This is a genomic window from Mesorhizobium sp. BR1-1-16 (assembly GCF_020165495.1).
Taxonomy (GTDB): domain Bacteria; phylum Pseudomonadota; class Alphaproteobacteria; order Rhizobiales; family Kaistiaceae; genus Kaistia.
Window position 1 is genome coordinate 212,701 of sequence record NZ_JAIUIE010000002.1, and the last position, 19,546, is coordinate 232,246.

The 19,546-nt window shown below is 65.2% G+C and carries 15 protein-coding genes and 2 tRNA genes; 8 read left to right on the top strand and 9 right to left on the bottom strand.

The features are described from left to right. The first annotated feature begins 64 nt into the window (after window positions 1–64). Window positions 65–664: a hypothetical protein gene (locus LB518_RS06915; RefSeq protein WP_224574820.1), complete on the top strand. Its 600-nt coding sequence runs from the start codon at window positions 65–67 to the stop codon at window positions 662–664. Window positions 665–1,035: 371 nt separating this feature from the next. Here LB518_RS06915 and LB518_RS06920 read toward each other — a convergent pair. The 9 genes from LB518_RS06920 to LB518_RS06960 all read right to left on the bottom strand — a co-directional run bounded on the left by LB518_RS06920 (window position 1,036) and on the right by LB518_RS06960 (window position 6,752). Next, window positions 1,036–1,111, bottom strand: a tRNA-Phe gene (locus LB518_RS06920). A gap of 102 nt (window positions 1,112–1,213) precedes the next feature. Next, entirely contained in the window at window positions 1,214–1,444 is a 231-nt protein-coding gene (gene yacG / locus LB518_RS06925; protein ID WP_224574822.1) for a DNA gyrase inhibitor YacG, read from the bottom strand. Window positions 1,445–1,456: 12 nt separating this feature from the next. Then, window positions 1,457–2,080: a Maf-like protein gene (locus LB518_RS06930; RefSeq protein WP_224574824.1), complete on the bottom strand. Its 624-nt coding sequence runs from the start codon at window positions 2,078–2,080 to the stop codon at window positions 1,457–1,459. Between the two features lie 80 nt (window positions 2,081–2,160). Then, window positions 2,161–2,649, bottom strand: coding sequence for an arsenate-mycothiol transferase ArsC (locus LB518_RS06935; protein WP_224574827.1), 489 nt, complete (start codon window positions 2,647–2,649; stop codon window positions 2,161–2,163). A gap of 4 nt (window positions 2,650–2,653) precedes the next feature. Beyond that, window positions 2,654–3,142 carry a UPF0262 family protein gene (locus tag LB518_RS06940; protein WP_224574829.1) on the bottom strand — a complete coding sequence of 163 codons (489 nt, stop codon included), beginning with the start codon at window positions 3,140–3,142 and terminating at the stop codon, window positions 2,654–2,656. Between the two features lie 43 nt (window positions 3,143–3,185). After that, window positions 3,186–4,478: a histidinol dehydrogenase gene (gene hisD / locus LB518_RS06945; RefSeq protein WP_224574831.1), complete on the bottom strand. Its 1,293-nt coding sequence runs from the start codon at window positions 4,476–4,478 to the stop codon at window positions 3,186–3,188. Window positions 4,479–4,558: 80 nt separating this feature from the next. Then, window positions 4,559–5,035, bottom strand: coding sequence for a DUF2948 family protein (locus LB518_RS06950; RefSeq protein WP_224574833.1), 477 nt, complete (start codon window positions 5,033–5,035; stop codon window positions 4,559–4,561). 85 nt (window positions 5,036–5,120) lie between these two features. Beyond that, window positions 5,121–6,410, bottom strand: a complete 1,290-nt coding sequence (gene murA, locus LB518_RS06955; RefSeq protein WP_224574844.1) for a UDP-N-acetylglucosamine 1-carboxyvinyltransferase — start codon at window positions 6,408–6,410, stop codon at window positions 5,121–5,123. Between the two features lie 150 nt (window positions 6,411–6,560). After that, window positions 6,561–6,752, bottom strand: a complete 192-nt coding sequence (locus LB518_RS06960; protein ID WP_224574846.1) for a hypothetical protein — start codon at window positions 6,750–6,752, stop codon at window positions 6,561–6,563. Window positions 6,753–6,900: 148 nt separating this feature from the next. Between LB518_RS06960 and LB518_RS06965 the strand changes: the two genes are divergently transcribed. From LB518_RS06965 to LB518_RS06995, 7 genes are all read left to right on the top strand, one after another. Then, window positions 6,901–6,975: transfer RNA gene (locus LB518_RS06965), tRNA-Thr, on the top strand. Window positions 6,976–7,204: 229 nt separating this feature from the next. Next, window positions 7,205–8,137: a sensor domain-containing diguanylate cyclase gene (locus LB518_RS06970; RefSeq protein WP_224575731.1), complete on the top strand. Its 933-nt coding sequence runs from the start codon at window positions 7,205–7,207 to the stop codon at window positions 8,135–8,137. An 839-nt stretch (window positions 8,138–8,976) separates the two neighbouring features. Then, window positions 8,977–14,103, top strand: a complete 5,127-nt coding sequence (locus LB518_RS06975; RefSeq protein ID WP_353619938.1) for a DUF4082 domain-containing protein — start codon at window positions 8,977–8,979, stop codon at window positions 14,101–14,103. Window positions 14,104–14,111: 8 nt separating this feature from the next. After that, complete coding sequence (locus LB518_RS06980; protein WP_224574848.1) at window positions 14,112–15,335, top strand: GTP-binding protein; 1,224 nt, start codon at window positions 14,112–14,114, stop codon at window positions 15,333–15,335. A 53-nt stretch (window positions 15,336–15,388) separates the two neighbouring features. Next, entirely contained in the window at window positions 15,389–15,694 is a 306-nt protein-coding gene (locus LB518_RS06985; protein ID WP_224574850.1) for a hypothetical protein, read from the top strand. Window positions 15,695–15,722: 28 nt separating this feature from the next. After that, a complete protein-coding gene (locus LB518_RS06990; RefSeq protein WP_224574852.1) occupies window positions 15,723–17,867 on the top strand; it encodes a peptidase domain-containing ABC transporter in 2,145 nt (714 codons plus the stop codon). Further along, window positions 17,864–19,270, top strand: a complete 1,407-nt coding sequence (locus tag LB518_RS06995) for an HlyD family type I secretion periplasmic adaptor subunit (RefSeq protein WP_224574854.1) — start codon at window positions 17,864–17,866, stop codon at window positions 19,268–19,270. Before LB518_RS06990 ends, LB518_RS06995 begins: the two co-directional genes overlap by 4 nt. The last annotated feature ends 276 nt before the right edge of the window (window positions 19,271–19,546 follow it).

Below are 19,546 nucleotides of genomic sequence, written 5' to 3' on the forward strand. Positions count from 1 at the left end.
GTCGTACTTCGGCAGCATCGCAGCGCCCTCTAGTGCGGGACAGGCGGCCGGGGACGTCTCGTTCGTGAACTCGACAATTATCGAAGGGGCCTCCACGACGGCGGTCGAAGTGGGCTCGCGCGGGGGCAATGGCCAGCGTGGTGAGCCCGGCGGCGTGGGCAAGGCCGGAGGCAACGCCGGCACGGTATCCTTCCAGCAGCTTGCGCCCGCTTCAGGATCGGGCGTACAGGCGAGGTCGACATCGCTCGTCTCCGTCTATTCGATCGGCGGATGGGGCGGGGTTGGGCAGGCAGGGTTGGGCCGTGGCGGCTCCGCCGGAGGGATATCGGCAGTCCTGGACGCAAGCATTGCGACGCAGGGCGATAATTTTACCGGCCTCTGGGTGCGTTCGGAGGGAGGTCAGACCGGCAACAACGTGCCGGACGTCGTCGTCACCTCGGCTGGACCACTCCCCTTCGGCTTCAGCACGGCGAGCCTGGCGCAACCTTGGAAGAGCGCCAATGGCGGCCAGGTGAATCTCAACACGGCGAGCAAGTACGTCGTGTCGACGCAAGGGGACCGCGCATTCGGTATCGTGCTCGAATCCGTGGGTGGTGCCTCTGCCGCTCCACATGGCGCGTCTCGGCGAGCACACCGAGCACACCGAGCGCCTGACGCGGCATAGGCACTTCATGCACCCGGCGGATCTTCGGTCGCGATCCAAGTGTCGGGCCGGCGAGATCGACGAGCATCCAACGACGTTTCGTCACGGTCGAAGCGGCCGCCACCGTCAGAGAACTTGTAGTCACGGCCCTTGCCTCTAGCAGTGCGGCAGGCGGTGTCTGAAAGTGCCCGTTTCAGAGCCCGATTGTCGGCCTCGCAAAGCCAAAACGGCACGCTGAAGCCAACAGCAAGGCCAAGATTTTCGTGCGATGTCTAAAAGGGAGCCGACAGCTTCTGACAGAACGTGAGAGGCCAGAACTGCAGAAAGCCGCGTCAGCCCAAGCCTGTTTGATACAACAGGAACGGAGCTGACAGGATCTGACAGGGGGCAAATGGTGCCTGGGGGCGGAATCGAACCACCGACACGCGGATTTTCAATCCGCTGCTCTACCAACTGAGCTACCCAGGCCCACGCGCGGCGCGCTTGGCGCTGCGAAGACTGCGGCCTTATAGGGGAGCGCGCGGAACCTGTCCAGAGCCTCGAAAAGCAGGCTGTGGATGGTTCGTCCGCTCACCGATCCTCGCCGTCGTCGTCGACAACAGGGTCGCTCTCCTCGCTTTCGACGGCGGGAATGGCGTAGCGGCCGGATAGCCATGAATTGAGGTCGATGTCCTTGCAGCGCTTCGAACAGAAGGGGTAGGCCTCGCGTTGCGAATCCTTGCCGCAGATCGGGCAGGGTCGGCGCGGGCGCAGCGGCAGGATATCGGCCGCCCGGGCTGGTATCGTCTTGTCGTCGGTCATGTCTCTGGTCCGTCAGGCCGGCTCAAGCCAGCCTTTCTTGGCTGGATAGCCTTCGCCCTCCAGCATGGTGATGGTCTCATAGAGCGGCAGGCCGACGACAGAGGGGTAGGAGCCGACGAGCTTCACGACGAAGCTGCCGGCGAGGCCCTGGATCGCATAGCCGCCAGCCTTGCCGCGCCACTCTCCCGACGCAAGATAGGTTTCCATCTCCAGCCGCGAAAGACGCTTGAAGCGAACTTTCGTCTCCACGAGCCTCTGGCGGATCGTGCCTTTGGGCGTCGCGAGCGCGATGGCCGTGTAGACATGGTGCGACCGGCCCGAAAGCAGCAGCAGGCATTCCGACGCTTCTTCCTGGAAGTCGGCTTTCGGCAGGATGCGTCGTCCGACGGCGACCACGGTGTCGGCGGCGAGGATATAGGCTCCGGCCTGCTCGGGATTGCGCGCCGAAAGCGCCAGCGCCGCCTCCGCCTTGGCTCGCGCGAGGCGCTTCGCGAGGCTGCGCGGCAGCTCGTTCTTCAGCGGGGTCTCGTCGAGCGAGGTCGGCATCAGCCCATCCGGCTCGATCCCCGCCTGGGCAAGGAGCTGCAGGCGCCGCGGACTGGCGGAGGCGAGCAGGAGCTTCGGCGTATCGGTCATCGGCAATCCGGAATGAGGAGCAATCACGCGGCGGACACTAGTTCATTTCGCTCAGGAAGGCATAGCGCCTGCGGCACGTATCAACTGCCCGTCGGCATCCAGCCGAAGCGCGCCTTGATCCGCTCGGCGAGCTGGTCGCGCACCGCGCGATAGGCGTCGAGGATCTGTTCGCGCGTGCCGTTCGTCAGCGTCGGATCGGCGATCGGCCAATATTCGACCGAGACTGCCATGGTGCGCGTCAGTTCGAGCGCGCGATGATGCGCTTCCGGCGCCAGCGTGATGACGACGTCGAAATTAGTGTCCTCGAGGTCTTCGATCGTTTGCGGGCGGTGACGCCCGAGATCGATGCCCTGCTCCTCCATGACCGCGGTGGTGAAGGGGTCCGGCTCGCCCTTGCGCACGCCGGCCGAGGCGACATAGAGCCCGCGCGGAAACAGCCGCCGCGCGATGGCGGCGCCGATCGGTGAGCGCACGCTGTTCATGCCGCAGACGAAGAGAACGGAACGCGGCGGGCGGGCCGGCGCCGGTTGATCCGGCGGAGCCACGGCGCCATCGATCCCCGCGCCCAAGCGCTCAGCCTTTCCAGTGCAGCGCGCAGACGAGGGTGAACAGCCGCCGCGCCGTCTCGAAATCGACGATAATCTTGCCGGCGAGGCGCTGCATCAGCAATTGCGATCCCTCGTCATGCACACCGCGCCGTCCCATGTCGATGGTCTCGATCTGGCTCGGCGTCGCGGTGCGGATCGCCGCGTAATAGCTGTCGCAGATGGTGAAATAATCGCGCACGATTTTCCTGAGCGGTGTCAGCGACAGGATATGCAGCACCAGCGGCGCGTCATCGGCATCGCGGACATCGAAGATGAGGCGGCTGTCGCGCACGGCCAGATGCAGCCGGTAGGCGCCGGTCGGATGGCCGGGCAGCACGAAGCGGTTGTCTTCGATCAGGTCGTAGATCGCGATCCGCCGCTCATGCTCGACATCCGGCGTCGAGCGCCCGATCGAGGCGCCGTCCAGCTCGACCGCGACCAGCCGTCCTGCCTCGTCCTCGCTCCCGTCCGTCATTGTTCTCCGGTCCGGCTTTGGCGCGTTTCCGCCGGTGATCCTGCTACAGATTGAGCCGGATGGCCACCGAGCGGGCATGGGCGCCGAGCCCCTCCGCCTCAGCCAGCGTGATCGCCGCCGGACCGAGCGCCCGCAGCTGCTCGGGGCCTGTCTTCAACAGCGAGGTTCGCTTCATGAAATCGAGCACCGACAGGCCCGAGGAGAAGCGGGCCGAGCGCGCGGTCGGCAGGACGTGGTTCGAGCCGCCGACATAATCGCCGATCACCTCAGGCGTCGAACGGCCGATGAAGATCGCGCCGGCATTGCGCACGCCATCGAGATAAGGCTCGGCATCGGCGACCGCGATCTCGAGATGCTCCGGCGCGATGCGGTTGGCGAGCGGCACCGCGTCGGCGAGCGCGGCAACGAGGATCACCGCGCCATAATCGCGCCAGCTCGCGGCGGCCGTCTCGCCGCGCGGCAGGGTTCGGAGCTGCCGTTCGACGGCGGCCTCGACCGCTGCGGCAAAGGCCGCGTCGTCGGTGATAAGGATCGACTGTGCCGCCGTGTCATGCTCGGCCTGTGCCAGAAGGTCGGCGGCGATCCAGTCGGGATCATTATCGCCATCGGCAATGACCAGCACTTCGGATGGGCCCGCGATCATGTCGATGCCGACCGTTCCGAAAACCTGCCGCTTGGCGGCGGCCACGAAGGCGTTGCCAGGTCCCACAATCTTGTAGACCGGCGGGATCGACTGCGTGCCATAGGCGAGCGCACCGATCGCCTGTGCGCCGCCAATCCGGTAGAGTTCGTCGACGCCGGCCAGCTTGGCGGCCACCAGGACCAGCGGATTGATGATCCCATCCGGCGAGGGGACGACCATGACGACGCGATCGACGCCCGCCACCTTGGCCGGAACGGCGTTCATCAGCACGGAGCTTGGATAGGAAGCGGTGCCGCCCGGCACATAGAGCCCGACCGCCTCGATGGCCGTCCAGCGCGAGCCGAGTTCTACGCCGAGCGCATCGACATAGCGATCGTCCACCGGCTTCTGCCGCGCGTGGTGGGCGCGAATGCGGTCGCGAGCGAATGTCAGCGCGGCGAGCGTCTTGTCCTCGACGGCAAGCGCTGCATCCTCGAATTCGGCCTCGCTGACCCGCAGCCGCTCGGCCGTCAGCGGCAGGCGGTCGAAGCGCGCCGTGTAATCCAGCACCGCCGCGTCGCCGCGCGCCCGCACATCGGCGAGGATCGCGCGCACGGTCGCGTCGACATCCTCGGAAACCTCGCGCTTGGCGGAGAGCAGCGCGACGAAGCGCTGCTCGAAATCGGGTTCGGACTGTGAAAGGCGAATGGCCAAGACACGGCTCCTTCTTATGGCGCGACGTGTCTAGCGCGGTTGGACCGCGGGCGGAAGGCTATTGGCTAGGCAGTTTCCGCTCAGGCCTTCATCGTGGCCGGCGCCTTGGCCTCGGCTGCATCGACATCATGCTGCGGGCAGCAGGCCGTCGCCCAGGCGGGGCCGAAATCCGAGATCGAGGCTTCAATACATTCGACATCGAGCGCTATGGCGCCGCCACCGGCGAAGATCAACGTCACGGTGCCTGCAGGTTGCTCGGCGACGTCGAAGGCGATGGCGAGCAGATCGAGCACGGCGTCGGGGTTGCTTCGGTCGATGCCGATCGAGCGGACGGCCGAGACGCGGTCGAAATGGAAACCGGCGCGGCGGCGCTCCCAGCTCTTGCGAACCGTACCTTCGGCCGGCTTTTCCCAGACGAAGCGGTTGATGACGGCGGCGAAGCGGCCTTCCTTGGGCAGGAAGGTCATGTCCTTGACCTTCAACACCGCATCCTGGACATGCGCCGAAACGACGGCGAGATCGTCCTGATCGAAAGCAACGAGCTTCAGTCTATCCATCATCACGCACCCCTTGGCACAGCCAATGTTCTGGCCAGAAGGTGGGAACGGCCTGCGAAAAGCGCAAGCTTTTCCGTGAAAGGGGCTAACCGCTGATGCGCTCGATCGTGGCGCCGCAGCGCGAAAGCTTGTCCTCGAGCCGCTCGAAGCCGCGATCGAGATGATAGACGCGATTGACCATCGTCTCGCCCTCGGCGACGAGCCCGGCAATGACGAGCGAGACCGAGGCGCGCAGATCGGTCGCCATCACAGGCGCGCCCTTCAGCACAGGCACGCCGACAATGGTCGCGTTCTGACCGTCGAGATGAATCTCCGCGCCGAGGCGGGCGAGCTCCTGCACATGCATGAAGCGGTTTTCGAAGATCGTCTCGCGGATATGCGAGGTGCCCTTGGCGCGGCAGACCAGCGCCATCAGCTGCGCCTGCAGATCGGTCGGGAAGCCGGGGAAGGGCTCCGTCACGACATCGACCGGCTGCAGATCGGCGCCGTTGCGATAGATGCGGATGCCGGTATTGGTGACCGTGACCTCGGCGCCGACCTCCGACAAAACCTCGAGCGGCTTCACCAACGTGTCGTGACGGGCGCCTTCGAGCAGCACGTCGCCGCCGGCCATCGCCACGGCCATGGCATAGGTGCCGGCCTCGATGCGGTCCGGCATCACGGCATGGCGGGCGCCATGCAGGCGATCGACGCCCTCGATGCGGATCGTCGCGGTTCCCGCGCCGGTGATCTTCGCGCCCATCTTGATCAGGCAATCGGCGAGATCGACGATCTCCGGCTCGCGGGCGGCGTTCTCGATGATCGTCTCGCCCTCAGCGAGCGTCGCCGCCATCATCGTCACATGCGTCGCGCCGACGGTGACTTTCGGGAACACGACCCGTCCGCCCTTCAGCCCGTCCGGCGCGCGCGCGATGACATAGCCCGCCTCGATCTCGATCGAGGCGCCAAGACTCGTCAGCGCCTCGAGGAAGAGATCGACCGGCCGCGTGCCGATGGCGCAGCCGCCGGGCAGCGAGACCTTGGCGAAGCGCTCGCGGGCCAGCAGCGGTCCGATGACCCAGAAGCTGGCGCGCATCTTCGAGACCAGCTCATAGGGCGCCGTGGTGTCGACGATGGTGCGCGCCGTGAAATGCGCGGTCTCGCCGGAAAGCTCGGCCTCGCCAATGCGCTTGCCGGAGATCGTCATGTCGACGCCGTGATTGCCGAGAATGCGCTTCAACAGCGCGACATCGGCAAGGCGCGGCAGATTGGCCAGCGTCAGCGTCTCATCCGTCAAGAGGCTCGCGATCATCAGCGGCAGTGCGGCGTTCTTGGCGCCGGAGATCGGGATCGTGCCATTGAGGCGCGCGCCGCCGACGATGCGAATCTTGTCCATGAAGGGGCCCCGTGTTCGAATCACCGGCAAGGCGGAAAGCCGCCGAAGCTTGAAGCGGGCCTGATTACAGGAGGATTGGGGCCGACTCAAGATTGGCCGGCCGTTCGGCGCGGCGATCCTGCGCCAGCGCGCGCCCAAGACGCGGCGGCGTCAGGAGGCGTCCGCGTCCGGCTCTATCTTCGCCGGCGCTGCGGCGGTGGCGGCGCGTGCGGCAGCCTTGCGCTTGCCGAGATTGGCGCGCAATGCCGCCGCAAGCCGCGCGGCGCGGGCATCCTTCTCGCGCTGGCCCTGTGTGTTGTCGCCAGGTCGCGCCTTCTCGGGCGGGTCGATCTTCTCGGTCATGGTCGATGAGCCTAGCCCGGAATCGCCGGCCGGAAAACCACCGGCCATCCACAGGCGCGAGGAAAGCGCACGCCTCGGCCTGACGCCGCTTGATCCGCCCGCCCCACTGTGGCAGTAAGGCCGCCGTCCGCGCCACCAGCGCCGCGACGCTGCAGTAGCTCAGTGGTAGAGCACTCCCTTGGTAAGGGAGAGGTCGAGAGTTCAATCCTCTCTTGCAGCACCATTCTTCAGAATAATCATAGATTGTGCGTCGTGGCGGCCTGTATCGGCGTCGGGCTGGGTTGGTCAGTCCGGGCTCGGCCGGGTCTGTGTTGATGCTGCTTCACAGGACGTCGATGCTCTGACATCGTAAGGCTGACCTACATCAATCCCGGATGAGAAGTTTGGCCTGGACACCCCCACCGCCGCCGGAGACTGAAGCGCTTCGTCTTGCCGATCTCTCTCGTTATCAGATGCTCGATACGTCACGGGACGAGCGGTTCGATCGCATCACGCGCATTGCGGCGCGGGTCTATGGTGCCGATGTCGCCTTCCTGAGCTTCATGGATGCCGACCAGCAATGGATGAAGTCCAAGACATCAGACGCTCTCCATGACCATATCGATCGCGACCGCAGCATCTGCACGATGGTCGTCTCATCTGGTTCCGAACTCGTTATCGAGGATATGCGCCACGCCCCGGAACTGGAGGGCCACCCCACGGCGCGCGACATCCCCTGGCGCTTTTACGCCGGTGTGCCCCTGCGCGGCGAAGAAGGCAGCGTCATCGGAACGCTTTGCATCCTGCGCGAGGCGCCGGGCATGCCGCCGGCGTTCGACATCGATGTCCTGCGCGATCTTGCCGAAATATCCAGTCACGAACTCAGCTTGGCGCGCCGGAACAACGAACTGCACCAGCTGTCGAATACCGATGCGCTGACCGGCCTTCCCAATCGGCGGATGTTCGATCAGGAGTTTCATCGGAGCTGGCGTCGCTCGCGCCGGACCGGCGTGTCGACATCGCTGCTGTTGCTGGACCTCGACCATTTCAAGGAAGTCAACGATACGGCGGGGCATCAGGCCGGTGACCAGGTTCTTGCTACCTTCGGGCGATTTCTGTCGTCCTTCGCCGGACGGCCCGACGATCTTGCGGCGCGCGTCGGCGGCGAGGAATTCGCATTGATTCTGGCAGGGTCCGATGAGCCTGGTGCTGCCAAGGTCGCGGATGCGATCATCCGCTCGCTGGATGCCATCGCGCTCCCGCATCCCGTGCGCAAGGTGGTCACGACCAGCATCGGTTTTGCGACATTGCGCAGCGACGAAGATCACGTCTCCTGGTTGACTCGCGCGGATCGCGGCCTCTATGCGGCCAAAGCGGATGGCCGCGCGCAAGCGCAAGCTTCCTAGCCGCCTGACACCATAATCGCCGTGGCCGCGTGCCTTTGATTGCGGGTGGCGCGCCCGTCCGGCGTTCTGTCTGCGCCGGCCTCATCTGAATGGAGGAGCCGGGCGGCGATCGACCCGCCGTTTAGGGGATGCCCGCATCCGGTTTGGCAGCGTTCAACCGATCGCGAAGGCTGGCAAAGTCTGTGGCGAGCCAGGCCTGATCCAATCCTCGGATCGGCGATTTCGGAACGCACCAGATGATCCGCTTCAATCCCGCGAAACATGACTTTGTGAGCCTGTCGAGTTCGCCGGCGCAGATCTTTCCATGCGGGCCGGGTTCCATCGCCGCGGCGCCCGCCATCAGCTTCCGGCCGGAGCGGCCGGTCGGGGACGCCGCTGATCACGCGAGCACTGGTGACGGATGGAGCAATCTCGTCGCGAGCTACCGCGCAGGCGCCCGTTCACCCGGAATGGGTTCCGTCCCGGCTGAGGACGGCGAGTCCGGGCACCACGAGCACGCGTTCCCTTGGGTTGCCGGGGATGACGCGGGTGGCTCGGCGCAGTCCTCCCACCCGTCCGCCCGCCCGGGTGCATCGTTCGATCCGCCTTTCGGGCCGATGAGGCATGTCCCGGCCGAACAGGAAGCGGCCGCCGACACCGCCTCTGACCATCATGGCGCCGAGCACGCGCCAGGATTCAGGCATCGGCTGCGGGGGCCCGATGGGCATGCGCTGTTCGCAAAGGACTGGTCGCGCGGCGAGGGGCAGCCGTCGCGGCCTGCATGGCTGAGCGAACTGACCCCATCGCCAGGCGGCCTTTTCCCGGCGGCGCCAACTGCCGTTGCCGCGGCAAGCCCGGCGGTGTCCACGGATCCCGCCGACTGCGCGCCATCGGCCAGCCTGATTGCGCCTGCAGCGTCGACAACGTTCTCGCTCGACGCCACTGCCGAGTCGTCATCGACAGCGGATCCGACCGCGCCGACGGTCGATCCCGTCTCGCAGAAGCTGGCCCTTGCCACCCCGGTGACGGCGGCCGCGGCCGAGCCACTGGCGGCGCCCGCCGTCGCTGCCGATACATCAATGGTCCCCACCGCGCTCATGGCTGAGCCCGTCGCCAATACGCTCGTCGCCGCTGATGCCGTCGTGACCGCGCTCGTCGACGGACCGCCGCCGGTGGTGCATGTCGATTCGATCTCGAGCGAGATACCCTCGGGACCCGTGGTGCCGCTGACGCCCGGCGTCGACAACGAGGTCATTCAGTCCGATCCGGTCGCGACGGTCCAGACCGGCGCGCCGAACAAGATCACGATCGAGAATGCCAAGCAGGGCAATCCGCGCAGTGAATGGGGCATCGACGGCGACGGCGACGCCAATATCCAGGGCTTCGCCACCCAGATCAGCACCAATATCGGCGGCACCGTCGACTTCAAGATCGCGACGGACTCGACGCATTACCGGCTCGATATCTATCGCATGGGCTATTACAATGGCGACGGCGCGCGCAAGGTCGCGACGATCGACCAGTCGCTGACCACGGCGCAGATCCAGCCGCATCCGATCGTCGACATGAGCCTCGGCCTGATCGACGCGGGCAACTGGTCGGTATCGGCAAGCTGGGATATCCCGGACGACGCTGTTTCCGGCGTCTATTTCGCCAAGCTCGTGCGCGAGGATGGCACCGAGGGCGCCAGTATCGTGCCCTTCATCGTCCGCGACGACGCCTCCACCAGCGACATCGTGTTCCAGACTTCGGACACGACCTGGCAGGCCTATAATGCCTGGGGTGGCGCCAGCCTTTATTTCGGCGAAGTGCCGGTCGATCCGGCGGACATGATCGGTTATCTGCCGCCGAACTGTTCCTGCGGCATCACCGCGATCGGACGCGCTTCGGCGGTCAGCTACAACCGCCCGATCGTCACGAACACCAGCCCGGTCGGCGGCACGCATGACTACGTCTTCGGGGTCGAGCAGTCCGCCATCGAGTGGCTGGAGCAGAACGGCTACGACGTCTCCTATATCTCCGGCGTTGATACAGCGCGCTCGGGCGCATCGCTGCTCAATCACGAAGCGTTTCTGTCCGTCGGCCACGACGAATACTGGTCTGCAGACCAGCGGGACAATGTCGAGGCGGCGCGTGACGCCGGTGTCGATCTCGCCTTCTGGGGCGGCAACGACATGTATTGGAAGGTCCGGTGGGAGACCAGCATCGACGGCAATGGAACGCCGTATCGCACGATGGTCAGCTACAAGGACACGTGGGGAACAAGCACTGATCCAAGCGGCACGGCAACGGGCACCTGGCGCGACCCGAACAATGCGGCGCCGGGACAGGAGCCGGAGAATGCGTTGATCGGGACGATGTTCCAGGTCGACGCCTACCGCCAGGACGCGATCACAGTCGGCTCCGATTACTCGAATCTTCGCTTCTGGCGCAACACGGATGTCGCTGACCTCCAGCCGGGCGAGTCGCTCGAACTTTCGAAGAATATCCTCGGCTATGAATGGAATTCCGATGTCGAGAACGGCTTTCGGCCCGCCGGCCTCATCAACCTGTCGCTGACCACGGTTTCAGTCGACACCTATCTGCGCGACTACGGAACATCCATCGGTCCGGCCGATGCGACACACAGCCTGACGATGTACCGCGATGCCGAAAGCGGCGCGCTCGTGTTCAGCGCCGGCACCGTGTTCTGGTCATGGGGCCTCAACGCCGACCATGAAGGTCCGACGACTGAGACCGATCCAAATGTCCAGCAGGCCATGGTCAACATGTTCGCCGACATGGGCATCCAGCCGTCGACGCTCGATGCGAGCCTGATCCTCGCTTCGGCCTCGACCGACTTCACAAAACCGACATCGGCGATCACCTCACCCAATCTCGGCAGCGTGTTCCTCGAAGGCCAGCACGTCACCATCACCGGCACGGCGCAGGACAATGGTGGCGGCGTCATCGCCGGCGTCGAGATCTCGACCGATGGCGGCGCACACTGGTTCAAGGCGACAGGCCGCGAGACCTGGAGCTTCGACTGGGTCGTCCAGGCGAGCGGCAATTATACGATCCTCTCGCGCGCGGTCGACGACAGCCTCAATCTCGAAATTCCTTCCGCGGGTCGACAGGTTTCCGTCACCCTGCCAGCAACGTCCGGCCTCTGGACGGCGGCATCGACGCCTACGGTTGAGACCGCGCGTGATCGCGACGGCGTGGAACTCGGCGTCCGATTCCAGACGACGAATGGCGGGCTTGTCGAGGGGATCCGCTTCTACAAGGGCTTCTACAATATCGGCGCCCATCAGGTGAGCCTGTGGACGGCGGACGGCACGCTGCTGGCGACCGGCGTCGCGACCGGTGAATCGCTGTCCGGCTGGCAGACCGTCACTTTCTCGAGCCCCGTCGCGATCCAGGCCGGGACGACCTATGTCGCGTCCTATCACAGCGACGGCTTCTATTCCGTCGACGATGGCTATTTCAATACGACCTACTCGAATGGCCAGGTGACGGTGCAGCCGGGTGGCGGCGTGTTCGCCTATGGCGCAGCCGGCACCTTCCCGACCAATGTTCCGACCGGCACTGCCAGCGGCGCCAACTACTGGGTCGATGTGATCCTCAATTCAGGCCCGAACACGGCCCCCACGGCGACGGACGACAGCGGCCTCGTCGTCGAAAAGGACATCGCGCGAACGTTCGCGATTGCGTCGCTTCTCGCCAACGACAACGACCCGAACAACGACGCGCTGAAGATCACGTCGGTCGGGCAGGCTCTGAACGGTATCGTCAGCCTGAACCAGGCCGCCGGCACAATCACCTTCACGCCGACGGCCGGCTATACCGGCGCCGGCGGATTCAGCTACACGATCTCGGATGGGCGTGGCGGTACCGACCAGGCCAGTGTCAATCTTTCGATCGACAGTGCTGCCGTCAGCGTCTCGGTGTTTCAGCAGGGCGAGGGTCCGAGCGGCGGCGGCGTTGCCGGCGGCCAGTCGGTCGAGCTCGGCATGAAGTTTGTCTCCTCGGCAGACGGCACCATCAGCGGCCTCCGGTTCTACAAGGCCGCGGGCGATACCGGCAGCCATACCGGCTCGCTGTGGAGCGCTACGGGCACGCTCCTCGCCACTGTGACATTCGTCAACGAGACCGCCAGTGGCTGGCAGACGGCTGTGTTGTCGAACCCGGTGCAGATCACCGCGGGCACGACCTATGTCGCCTCGTATCATACGACCGGCACCTATGTGGCGACAGGCAACTACTTCTCCACCAGCCATGGCGGCAGCGGTCTGACGGCACCGTCTTCGGCATCGTCTGGCGGCAACGGGCTTTATGCCTATTCCTCGTCCAACGTCTTCCCGACCAACAGCTTTAATTCCAGCAATTACTGGGTCGATGTCGTCTTCAACCATGCAGGGGCCAATATTGCGCCCGTCGCGGTCAACGATAACGGCCTCAGCGCCGTGCAGAACACGCCCCGTGTCTTCGCATTCTCGGAATTGCTCGCCAACGACACCGACGCCAACGGCGACCCGCTCACGATCACGGCGGTGAGCAGCCCGAGCAACGGGACGGTCTCGATCGATCAGCAGGCCGCGACGATCACCTTCACCCCGACCACGGGCTATGCCGGGGCGGCAAGCTTCACCTACACGGTCTCGGACGGCCAGGGCGGCAGCGCCTCGGCCAGTGCGTCGATGACGGTCACCGCGCCGAGCACCACGTCGAGCCTCTATGGCGCCGGTGATACGCCGGCGGTGACGTCCGTCAATGACGGCAGCCCGGTCGAGCTCGGTGTCAAATTCGTTGCCTCCGCCGCCGGCGTGATCACCGGCCTGCGCTACTACAAGAGCGCGCAGGATACCGGCACGCATACCGGGTCGCTCTGGTCCAGCACCGGCACGCTGCTCGCCACCGTCACCTTCCAGAACGAGACCGCGAGTGGCTGGCAGACAGCGACGCTTTCGCAGCCGGTCACGATTGCGGCCGGAACGACCTACGTCGCCAGTTATCAGTCGAATGGCAGCTATGCTGTGACGGCAAACTACTTCTCCGGCAGCCATACCAGCGGCCCACTGACGGCGCCGTCCAGTGCGTCGAGCGGCGGCAACGGTGTCTACGCCTATGGCTCCGGCAACGAGTTCCCGAACCAGAGCTACAATTCGACAAACTACTGGGTCGACGTGATCTATCAGCCGTCCGTCGGCAATCTGGCGCCGGTCGCGGTCAATGACAGCGGCCTCACGACGCCGAGCGATACGGCGCTGACGATCCAGGCCTCGGCGCTGCTTGCCAATGACAGCGATGCCAATGGCGACGCGCTGACGATCACAGGCGTCAGCAATTCCAGCCATGGCAATGCGGTTTTCAACGCTCAGTCGAACACCATCACCTTCACGCCCACGGCCGGCTATACCGGCGCCGCCAGCTTCTCCTATGCGATCTCCGATGGGCATAGCGGAACAGCGTCGGCAGACGTCTCCCTGTCCGTCCTGCCGCAGGGGCAGGGCAGCCCGCAAAGCGTCTTCGCCGCGAACAGCACGCCGACCATCATTTCGGCTGCCGATACCAATTCGGTCAATCTCGGCATGAAGTTCCAGGCCGATGTTTCCGGCTCGATCACGGATATCCGCTTCTACAAGGCCGCCGACAATACCGGCCCCCATACCGGCTATCTCTGGACCTCGACCGGCACGCTGCTCGCATCGGTGACGTTCTCGGGCGAGACCGCCAGCGGCTGGCAGCAGGCAACGCTCAACACACCCGTCGCGATCAATGCCGGCACGACCTATGTCGTTTCCTACAGCTCCAACGGGCATTACTCCGCGACCCCGGGCGGCCTCGGTTCGGAAGTCACCAGCGGCAACCTCCATGCGCTCTCATCGGCGCTCAGCGGCGGCAACGGAGTCTACGCCTATGGCGCAGCCGGTGCCTTCCCATCGAGCAGTTTCAACGACACGAACTATCACGTCGACGTGGTGTTCCGACCACAGCTCGCGGCATAGGCAACGGCATGGCGCTTCCTTCCGCTCAGGATCACCGGCTCCCCGTCACGGTTCTCACCGGCTTCCTGGGATCGGGCAAGACGACGATCCTCAACCATATTCTGTCTAATCGCGAAGGACGGCGCGTCGCGGTCATCGTCAACGACATGAGCGAGGTCAATATCGACGCCGACCTCGTCCGCGACGGCGGCAACCTCTCGCGAACCGAGGAAACGCTGGTCGAGCTGTCGAATGGCTGCATCTGCTGCACATTGCGGGACGACCTCCTCGGCGAGGTTCGTCGCCTGGCCGGCGAGGGTCGCTTTGACTATCTGCTGATCGAGGGGACGGGAATCGCCGAGCCGCTGCCGATTGCGGCCACGTTTTCGTTTCGCGACCAGACCGGCGCCGCGCTCGCGGACATCGCGCGGCTCGACACCATGGTTACGGTCGTGGATGCCGCGAACTTCCTCGCACTCTATGGCAGCCCCGACCGCCTCGCCGACCATGGGGAAAGCCGGGACGTCGACGATCTCCGCAGCCTGACCGACCTCCTGGTCGAGCAGGTCGAGTTCGCCGATATCGTGGTGGTCAACAAGATCTCTTCGGCGAGCACCGCGGACCGCCTGGCCGTCCGCCGCATCATCGCGGCGCTGAATGCCGATGCCCGCGTGATCGAAACCGACTACGGCGATCTGCCGGCGAGTGCCGTCCTCGATACCGGGCTGTTTGATGCCGCCAAGGCGGCGCGCCACCCTCTGTGGCACAAGGAACTATTCGGATCTTCGGACCATGTGCCCGAGACCGAGGAATACGGCATCCGCAGCTTCGTCTATCGCGCGCGGCGCCCGTTCGATCCGGCCCGATTTCATGCCGCGCTCGAGATGGATTGGCCAGGGCTTCTGCGCGCGAAGGGCCATTTCTGGCTGGCGACGCGGCCGGATCAGGTCGGGCTGCTTTCGATCGCCGGGGCTCAGCGCCGCGTCGATCAAAAGGGTTTCTGGTGGGCCACGGTGCCACGGGCCGCATGGCCGGCGAACCCGGCCTTTCGCGCTTTGATCGATCGCCATTGGAGCGCCGGCTGGGGCGACCGCCGCCAGGAGCTTGTCTTCATCGGCACGAGGCTCGACGAAGCGGCGCTGCGCGGGGTGCTCGACGCTGCCCTTGTCGGACCCGAGACCGGCTTCGATCCGGCATCCGCCGCCCATCTCGTCGATCCGTTCCCGCCCTGGCAGGCGGCGCTGCATCCCTGATCGGCCGGCTGCCAGCCGTCCCTGTTCCCTGAAGTCCACTTATGGAGAGTGCCATGTCTGACGAACTCTATGCCGACGGTGTTGGCGAGATCACGATCACCGGCTCGATCGTACGGATCGATTTCGTGAGCCTTTCGCCCGAGGAGCGCGACGGGAACAACAATCCGAAGGCCGTCTTCCGTCAGCGCGTGATCATGCCGGTCGATGCCTTCGCCAATTCGATGGATCTGCTGCAGAAGGCCCTGAACGGCCTGGTCGAGGCCGGCGCTATCCGCAGGATTGCGGATCTGCAGAAGGCCCCGGTTCCGGAGATCCACCGGGAGGCGGCAACCGCCAATGCCTCGCCGAACTTCAACTGACCCGTAGCACCCCTGTTGAGGGCAGATCATGGCCGGCAACCCTCATACCGGGCTTCAATGCCTGGCCCTTGTCGCCCGTCACCACGGGGTCGACCTCTCGCCCGAGAGGTTGATGCATGATCATGCCCTTGACGGGTCTCCGGTCGCCGCGCGGCAGTTGCTGCGCATGGCGAAGGAGGCAGGTCTCCGCGCGAAGCACACGCCCCTGAGCTGGAAGTCCCTGACAAAGCTCGGCGGAGCCTATCCGATCCTGGCGCGGCTCGAGAACGGCAACTGGGTGGTGATCGCCGGGGTCGTGGAGAGCAATGGCGAGACGCAGGTCCGCGTTCTCGATCCACTCGCCGTCCGGCCCGAAATGCTGCTGCTTGACGAGGCCCGTCTCGCGCGGGTCTGGGACGGCACGGCGATCCTCATGAAGCGCTCGCATGGGCTGCTCGACGAGAACCAGCCCTTCGGGTTCCGCTGGTTCATTCCCGAGATCGTCCGCCAGCGCAGGCTGTTTCGCGATGTGGCGCTTGCAGCGCTCGTGCTCTACGCGCTCGGACTGGCGACGCCGATCTTCTTCCAGATCGTCATCGACAAGGTTCTGGTCCATCAGAGTTATGCCACGCTGACCGTGCTGACGATCGGCGTCGGCGCGGCGCTGTTCTTCGATGCCGCTTTCACGTTCCTGCGCCGCTATCTGCTGCTGTACGCGACCAACAAGATCGACATCCGCGTCGCAACGCGGACGTTCGGCCATCTGCTCGACCTGCCGATCGCCCTGTTCGAGCAGACCTCGGCCGGCGTGCTCGTCAAGCACATGCAGCAGGTGGGGCGCATTCGCGAGTTCCTGACCGGGCGCCTGTTCTTGACGCTTCTCGATGGCCTGTCGCTGTTCGTCTTCCTGCCGATCCTGTTTCTCTACAGCGTCAAGCTGACCCTGGTCGTGCTCGGCTTCACGGCGCTGGTCGGTCTGGTCGTGATGCTGCTGGTCGGTCCGTTCCGCCGGCGCCTCAAGGCGCTCTACGAGGCGGAGGGCGAGCGCCAGGCCCAGCTCGTTGAAACCGTGCATGGCATGCGTACCGTCAAGTCGCTGGCGCTCGAGCCGCGCCAGCGCCGCATCTGGGACGATGGATCGGCGCAATCAGTCTCGGTCCGCTTCCGGGTCGAGAAGATCTCGACGGTGGCACAGGCGGTCACCGGTCTGCTCGAAAAGCTGATGAGTGTCGCGATCATCGGGCTCGGCGCGCTCGACGTCTTCAACGGCAGCATGACCATCGGTGCATTGGTCGCGTTCAACATGCTGACTGGCCGTGTCTCGGGGCCGCTGGTCCAGATCGTGACCATGGTTCACGAATACCAGGACGTCGCGCTGTCGGTGCGCATGCTCGGCGAGATCATGAACCAGCGCCGGGAGAATTTCGGCCGGGGCCGCGGCCTGCAGCCACGTCTTGCCGGCCGGGTCGAGTTCGCCAATGTCTCCTTCCGTTACGGCACCGATGGCGCGCCCGCGCTCGACGATGTCTCCTTCACAGTTCCGGCAGGATCGGTCTTCGGCATCGTCGGCAAGAGCGGATCTGGCAAGACGACCGTCACGCGGCTCATCCAGGGCCTCTACAGCATCCAGCAAGGGCTCGTGCGCATCGACGGCTATGACAGCCGCGAACTCGATCTGGTGCACCTGCGCAAGAGCATCGGCGTCGTCCTTCAGGACAGCTTCCTGTTTCGAGGCTCGGTGCGCGACAATATCGCGGCGGCCAAGCCCGACGCGAGCATCGAGGAGATCGCCGAGGCCGCCCGGGTTGCCGGCGCCGACGAATTTATCGAGCGCCTGCCGCGCGGTCTCGAGACCATGCTGGAAGAAAATGCCTCGAACCTCTCCGGCGGCCAGAAGCAGCGCCTCGCGATCGCCCGCGCGCTGATCACCAATCCGCGCCTACTGATCCTCGACGAGGCGACGAGCGCGCTCGATCCCGACAGCGAGGCGATCATCCGCCAGAATCTCAGGCGCATCGCCGAGGGGCGCACGGTGATCATCGTCTCGCACCGCCTTTCGACGCTGACCGATGCCGACGCGATTCTCGTCATCGAGCGCGGCCGCATCGCCGATCTCGGACGGCATGACGCGCTCGTCGCGCGCTGTTCGACCTACCGCCATCTCTGGTCGCAGCAGACGAGGCAGGTCGCATGAACGCCAATGTCCGATCGACGGAAGGGAGCGAGCCGGTTCCGCACGGCCGGCGCCCTTCGCTCGTGCCGGTGCCGGTGCATCGCGCCGTCATTGCAGAGTTTCAATCCGACGCGCTCGAGCTTGAAGAGCGCGACCCGCCACGCGTGGCGCGGATCACCCTCTACGGCATCATGGCGCTGCTGGGCTCGACCGCTGTATGGGCCTCGCTCGCGTCAGTCGACGAGGTCGTGGTCGCGCCGGGCAAGCTCGTCACCACCAAGCCGACCATCATCGTCCAGCCCCTGGAGACCTCGATCATCCGTTCGATCGACGTCGCCGTTGGCGAGACCGTCCGCGCGGGCCAGACCCTGGCTCGGCTCGACGCGACTTTCAGCCAATCCGACGTCGACCAACTCCAGGCGAAATTCCGGGCGTTCGACGCGCAGGTGAAGCGGATGGAGGCGGAGATCCGCGACGAGGATTACGGGCTGGAGGCAGGTAGTACGCCCGATGAGCTGTTGCAGGTCGAGCTGTTCGGCCAAAGGCGCGCCTTCCGGCTCTCGCAGCTGCAGAATTTCGAGCAGCAGATCGCCGGGCAGGCGGCAGATCTTAAGTCGGGCACGGAGCAGGAGGCGATTCTCGTCGTACGGCGCGATAACCTGCAGCTCATCGAGACGGCGCGGGACACGCTCTACAAAAAGGAATTCGGCTCGCTGCTCAACCTCCTGAGCTCGCGCGATGCCCGCCTCGATGTCGACGCGAGCATCGTGGCGCTGCACGGCAAGCGCGAGCAGGGCACCCATCTTCTCGCCAAGCTCAAGGCAGACCGGCAGGCCTTCCTCGACGACTTTCGTCGCACCACGATGGAGAAGCTGGTCGAGGTCCGCAATCAGCGCGACACGGTCGACGAAGAGCTCAAGAAGATGAAGCTTCGTCGCAACCTCATCGCCTTGACCGCGCCGGCCGATGCCGTCGTCCTCGACCTCGCGCAGCGCTCGATCGGTTCGGTGGTGCGCGAGGCGGAGCCGATCGTCACGCTCGTGCCGCTCAATGTGCCGCTCGAAGCCGAGGTCTCGATCAATGCGCGCGACATTGGCCGCATCGAGACCGGCGATACGGTGCGGGTCAAGTTCGACGCTTATCCTTTCCAGAAATATGGGACGGCGGAAGGGACGATTCGCACCATCAGCCGCGACGCCTTTACCCCCAGCCAGCAGGAGGCCGCCATTGGCCAGTCTCCGCTGCCCTATTTCCGTGCCCGCGTCGCGCTCGCGGACAGCCGGCTTCAGGCGGATGGCGCGCCCGTCTCGCTGCTGCCCGGCATGTCGGTCTCATCCGAGATCAAGGTCGGACGCCGAACGGTCATGTCCTACTTCCTTTACCCGATCACGCGCGGGCTCGACAGCGCCATTCGCGAGCCCTGACCGAGACTTCAGCCAAAAGGGCTAGGTCGAGAACAACGCGGCTGATGCACAGCATCGCCGCAAGGTCAATTTGGCTGACCAAGGTCAACAGCCGCGCAACGCTTTCCATACAGCGATGCTCTCACGCCGAAGTCTCGTCCGGCTGCCAAATCCTCCTGCGTCGACGGAAACCGCGTCAGGTGCGGCTTTTCTGAACGGCTGTTGCTTCTCGGCCTGCACCCGTGGCCTGGGCGCTATGCGCCTTCTGGCCGATCGCGGCTGAACCTCCTGGAACGG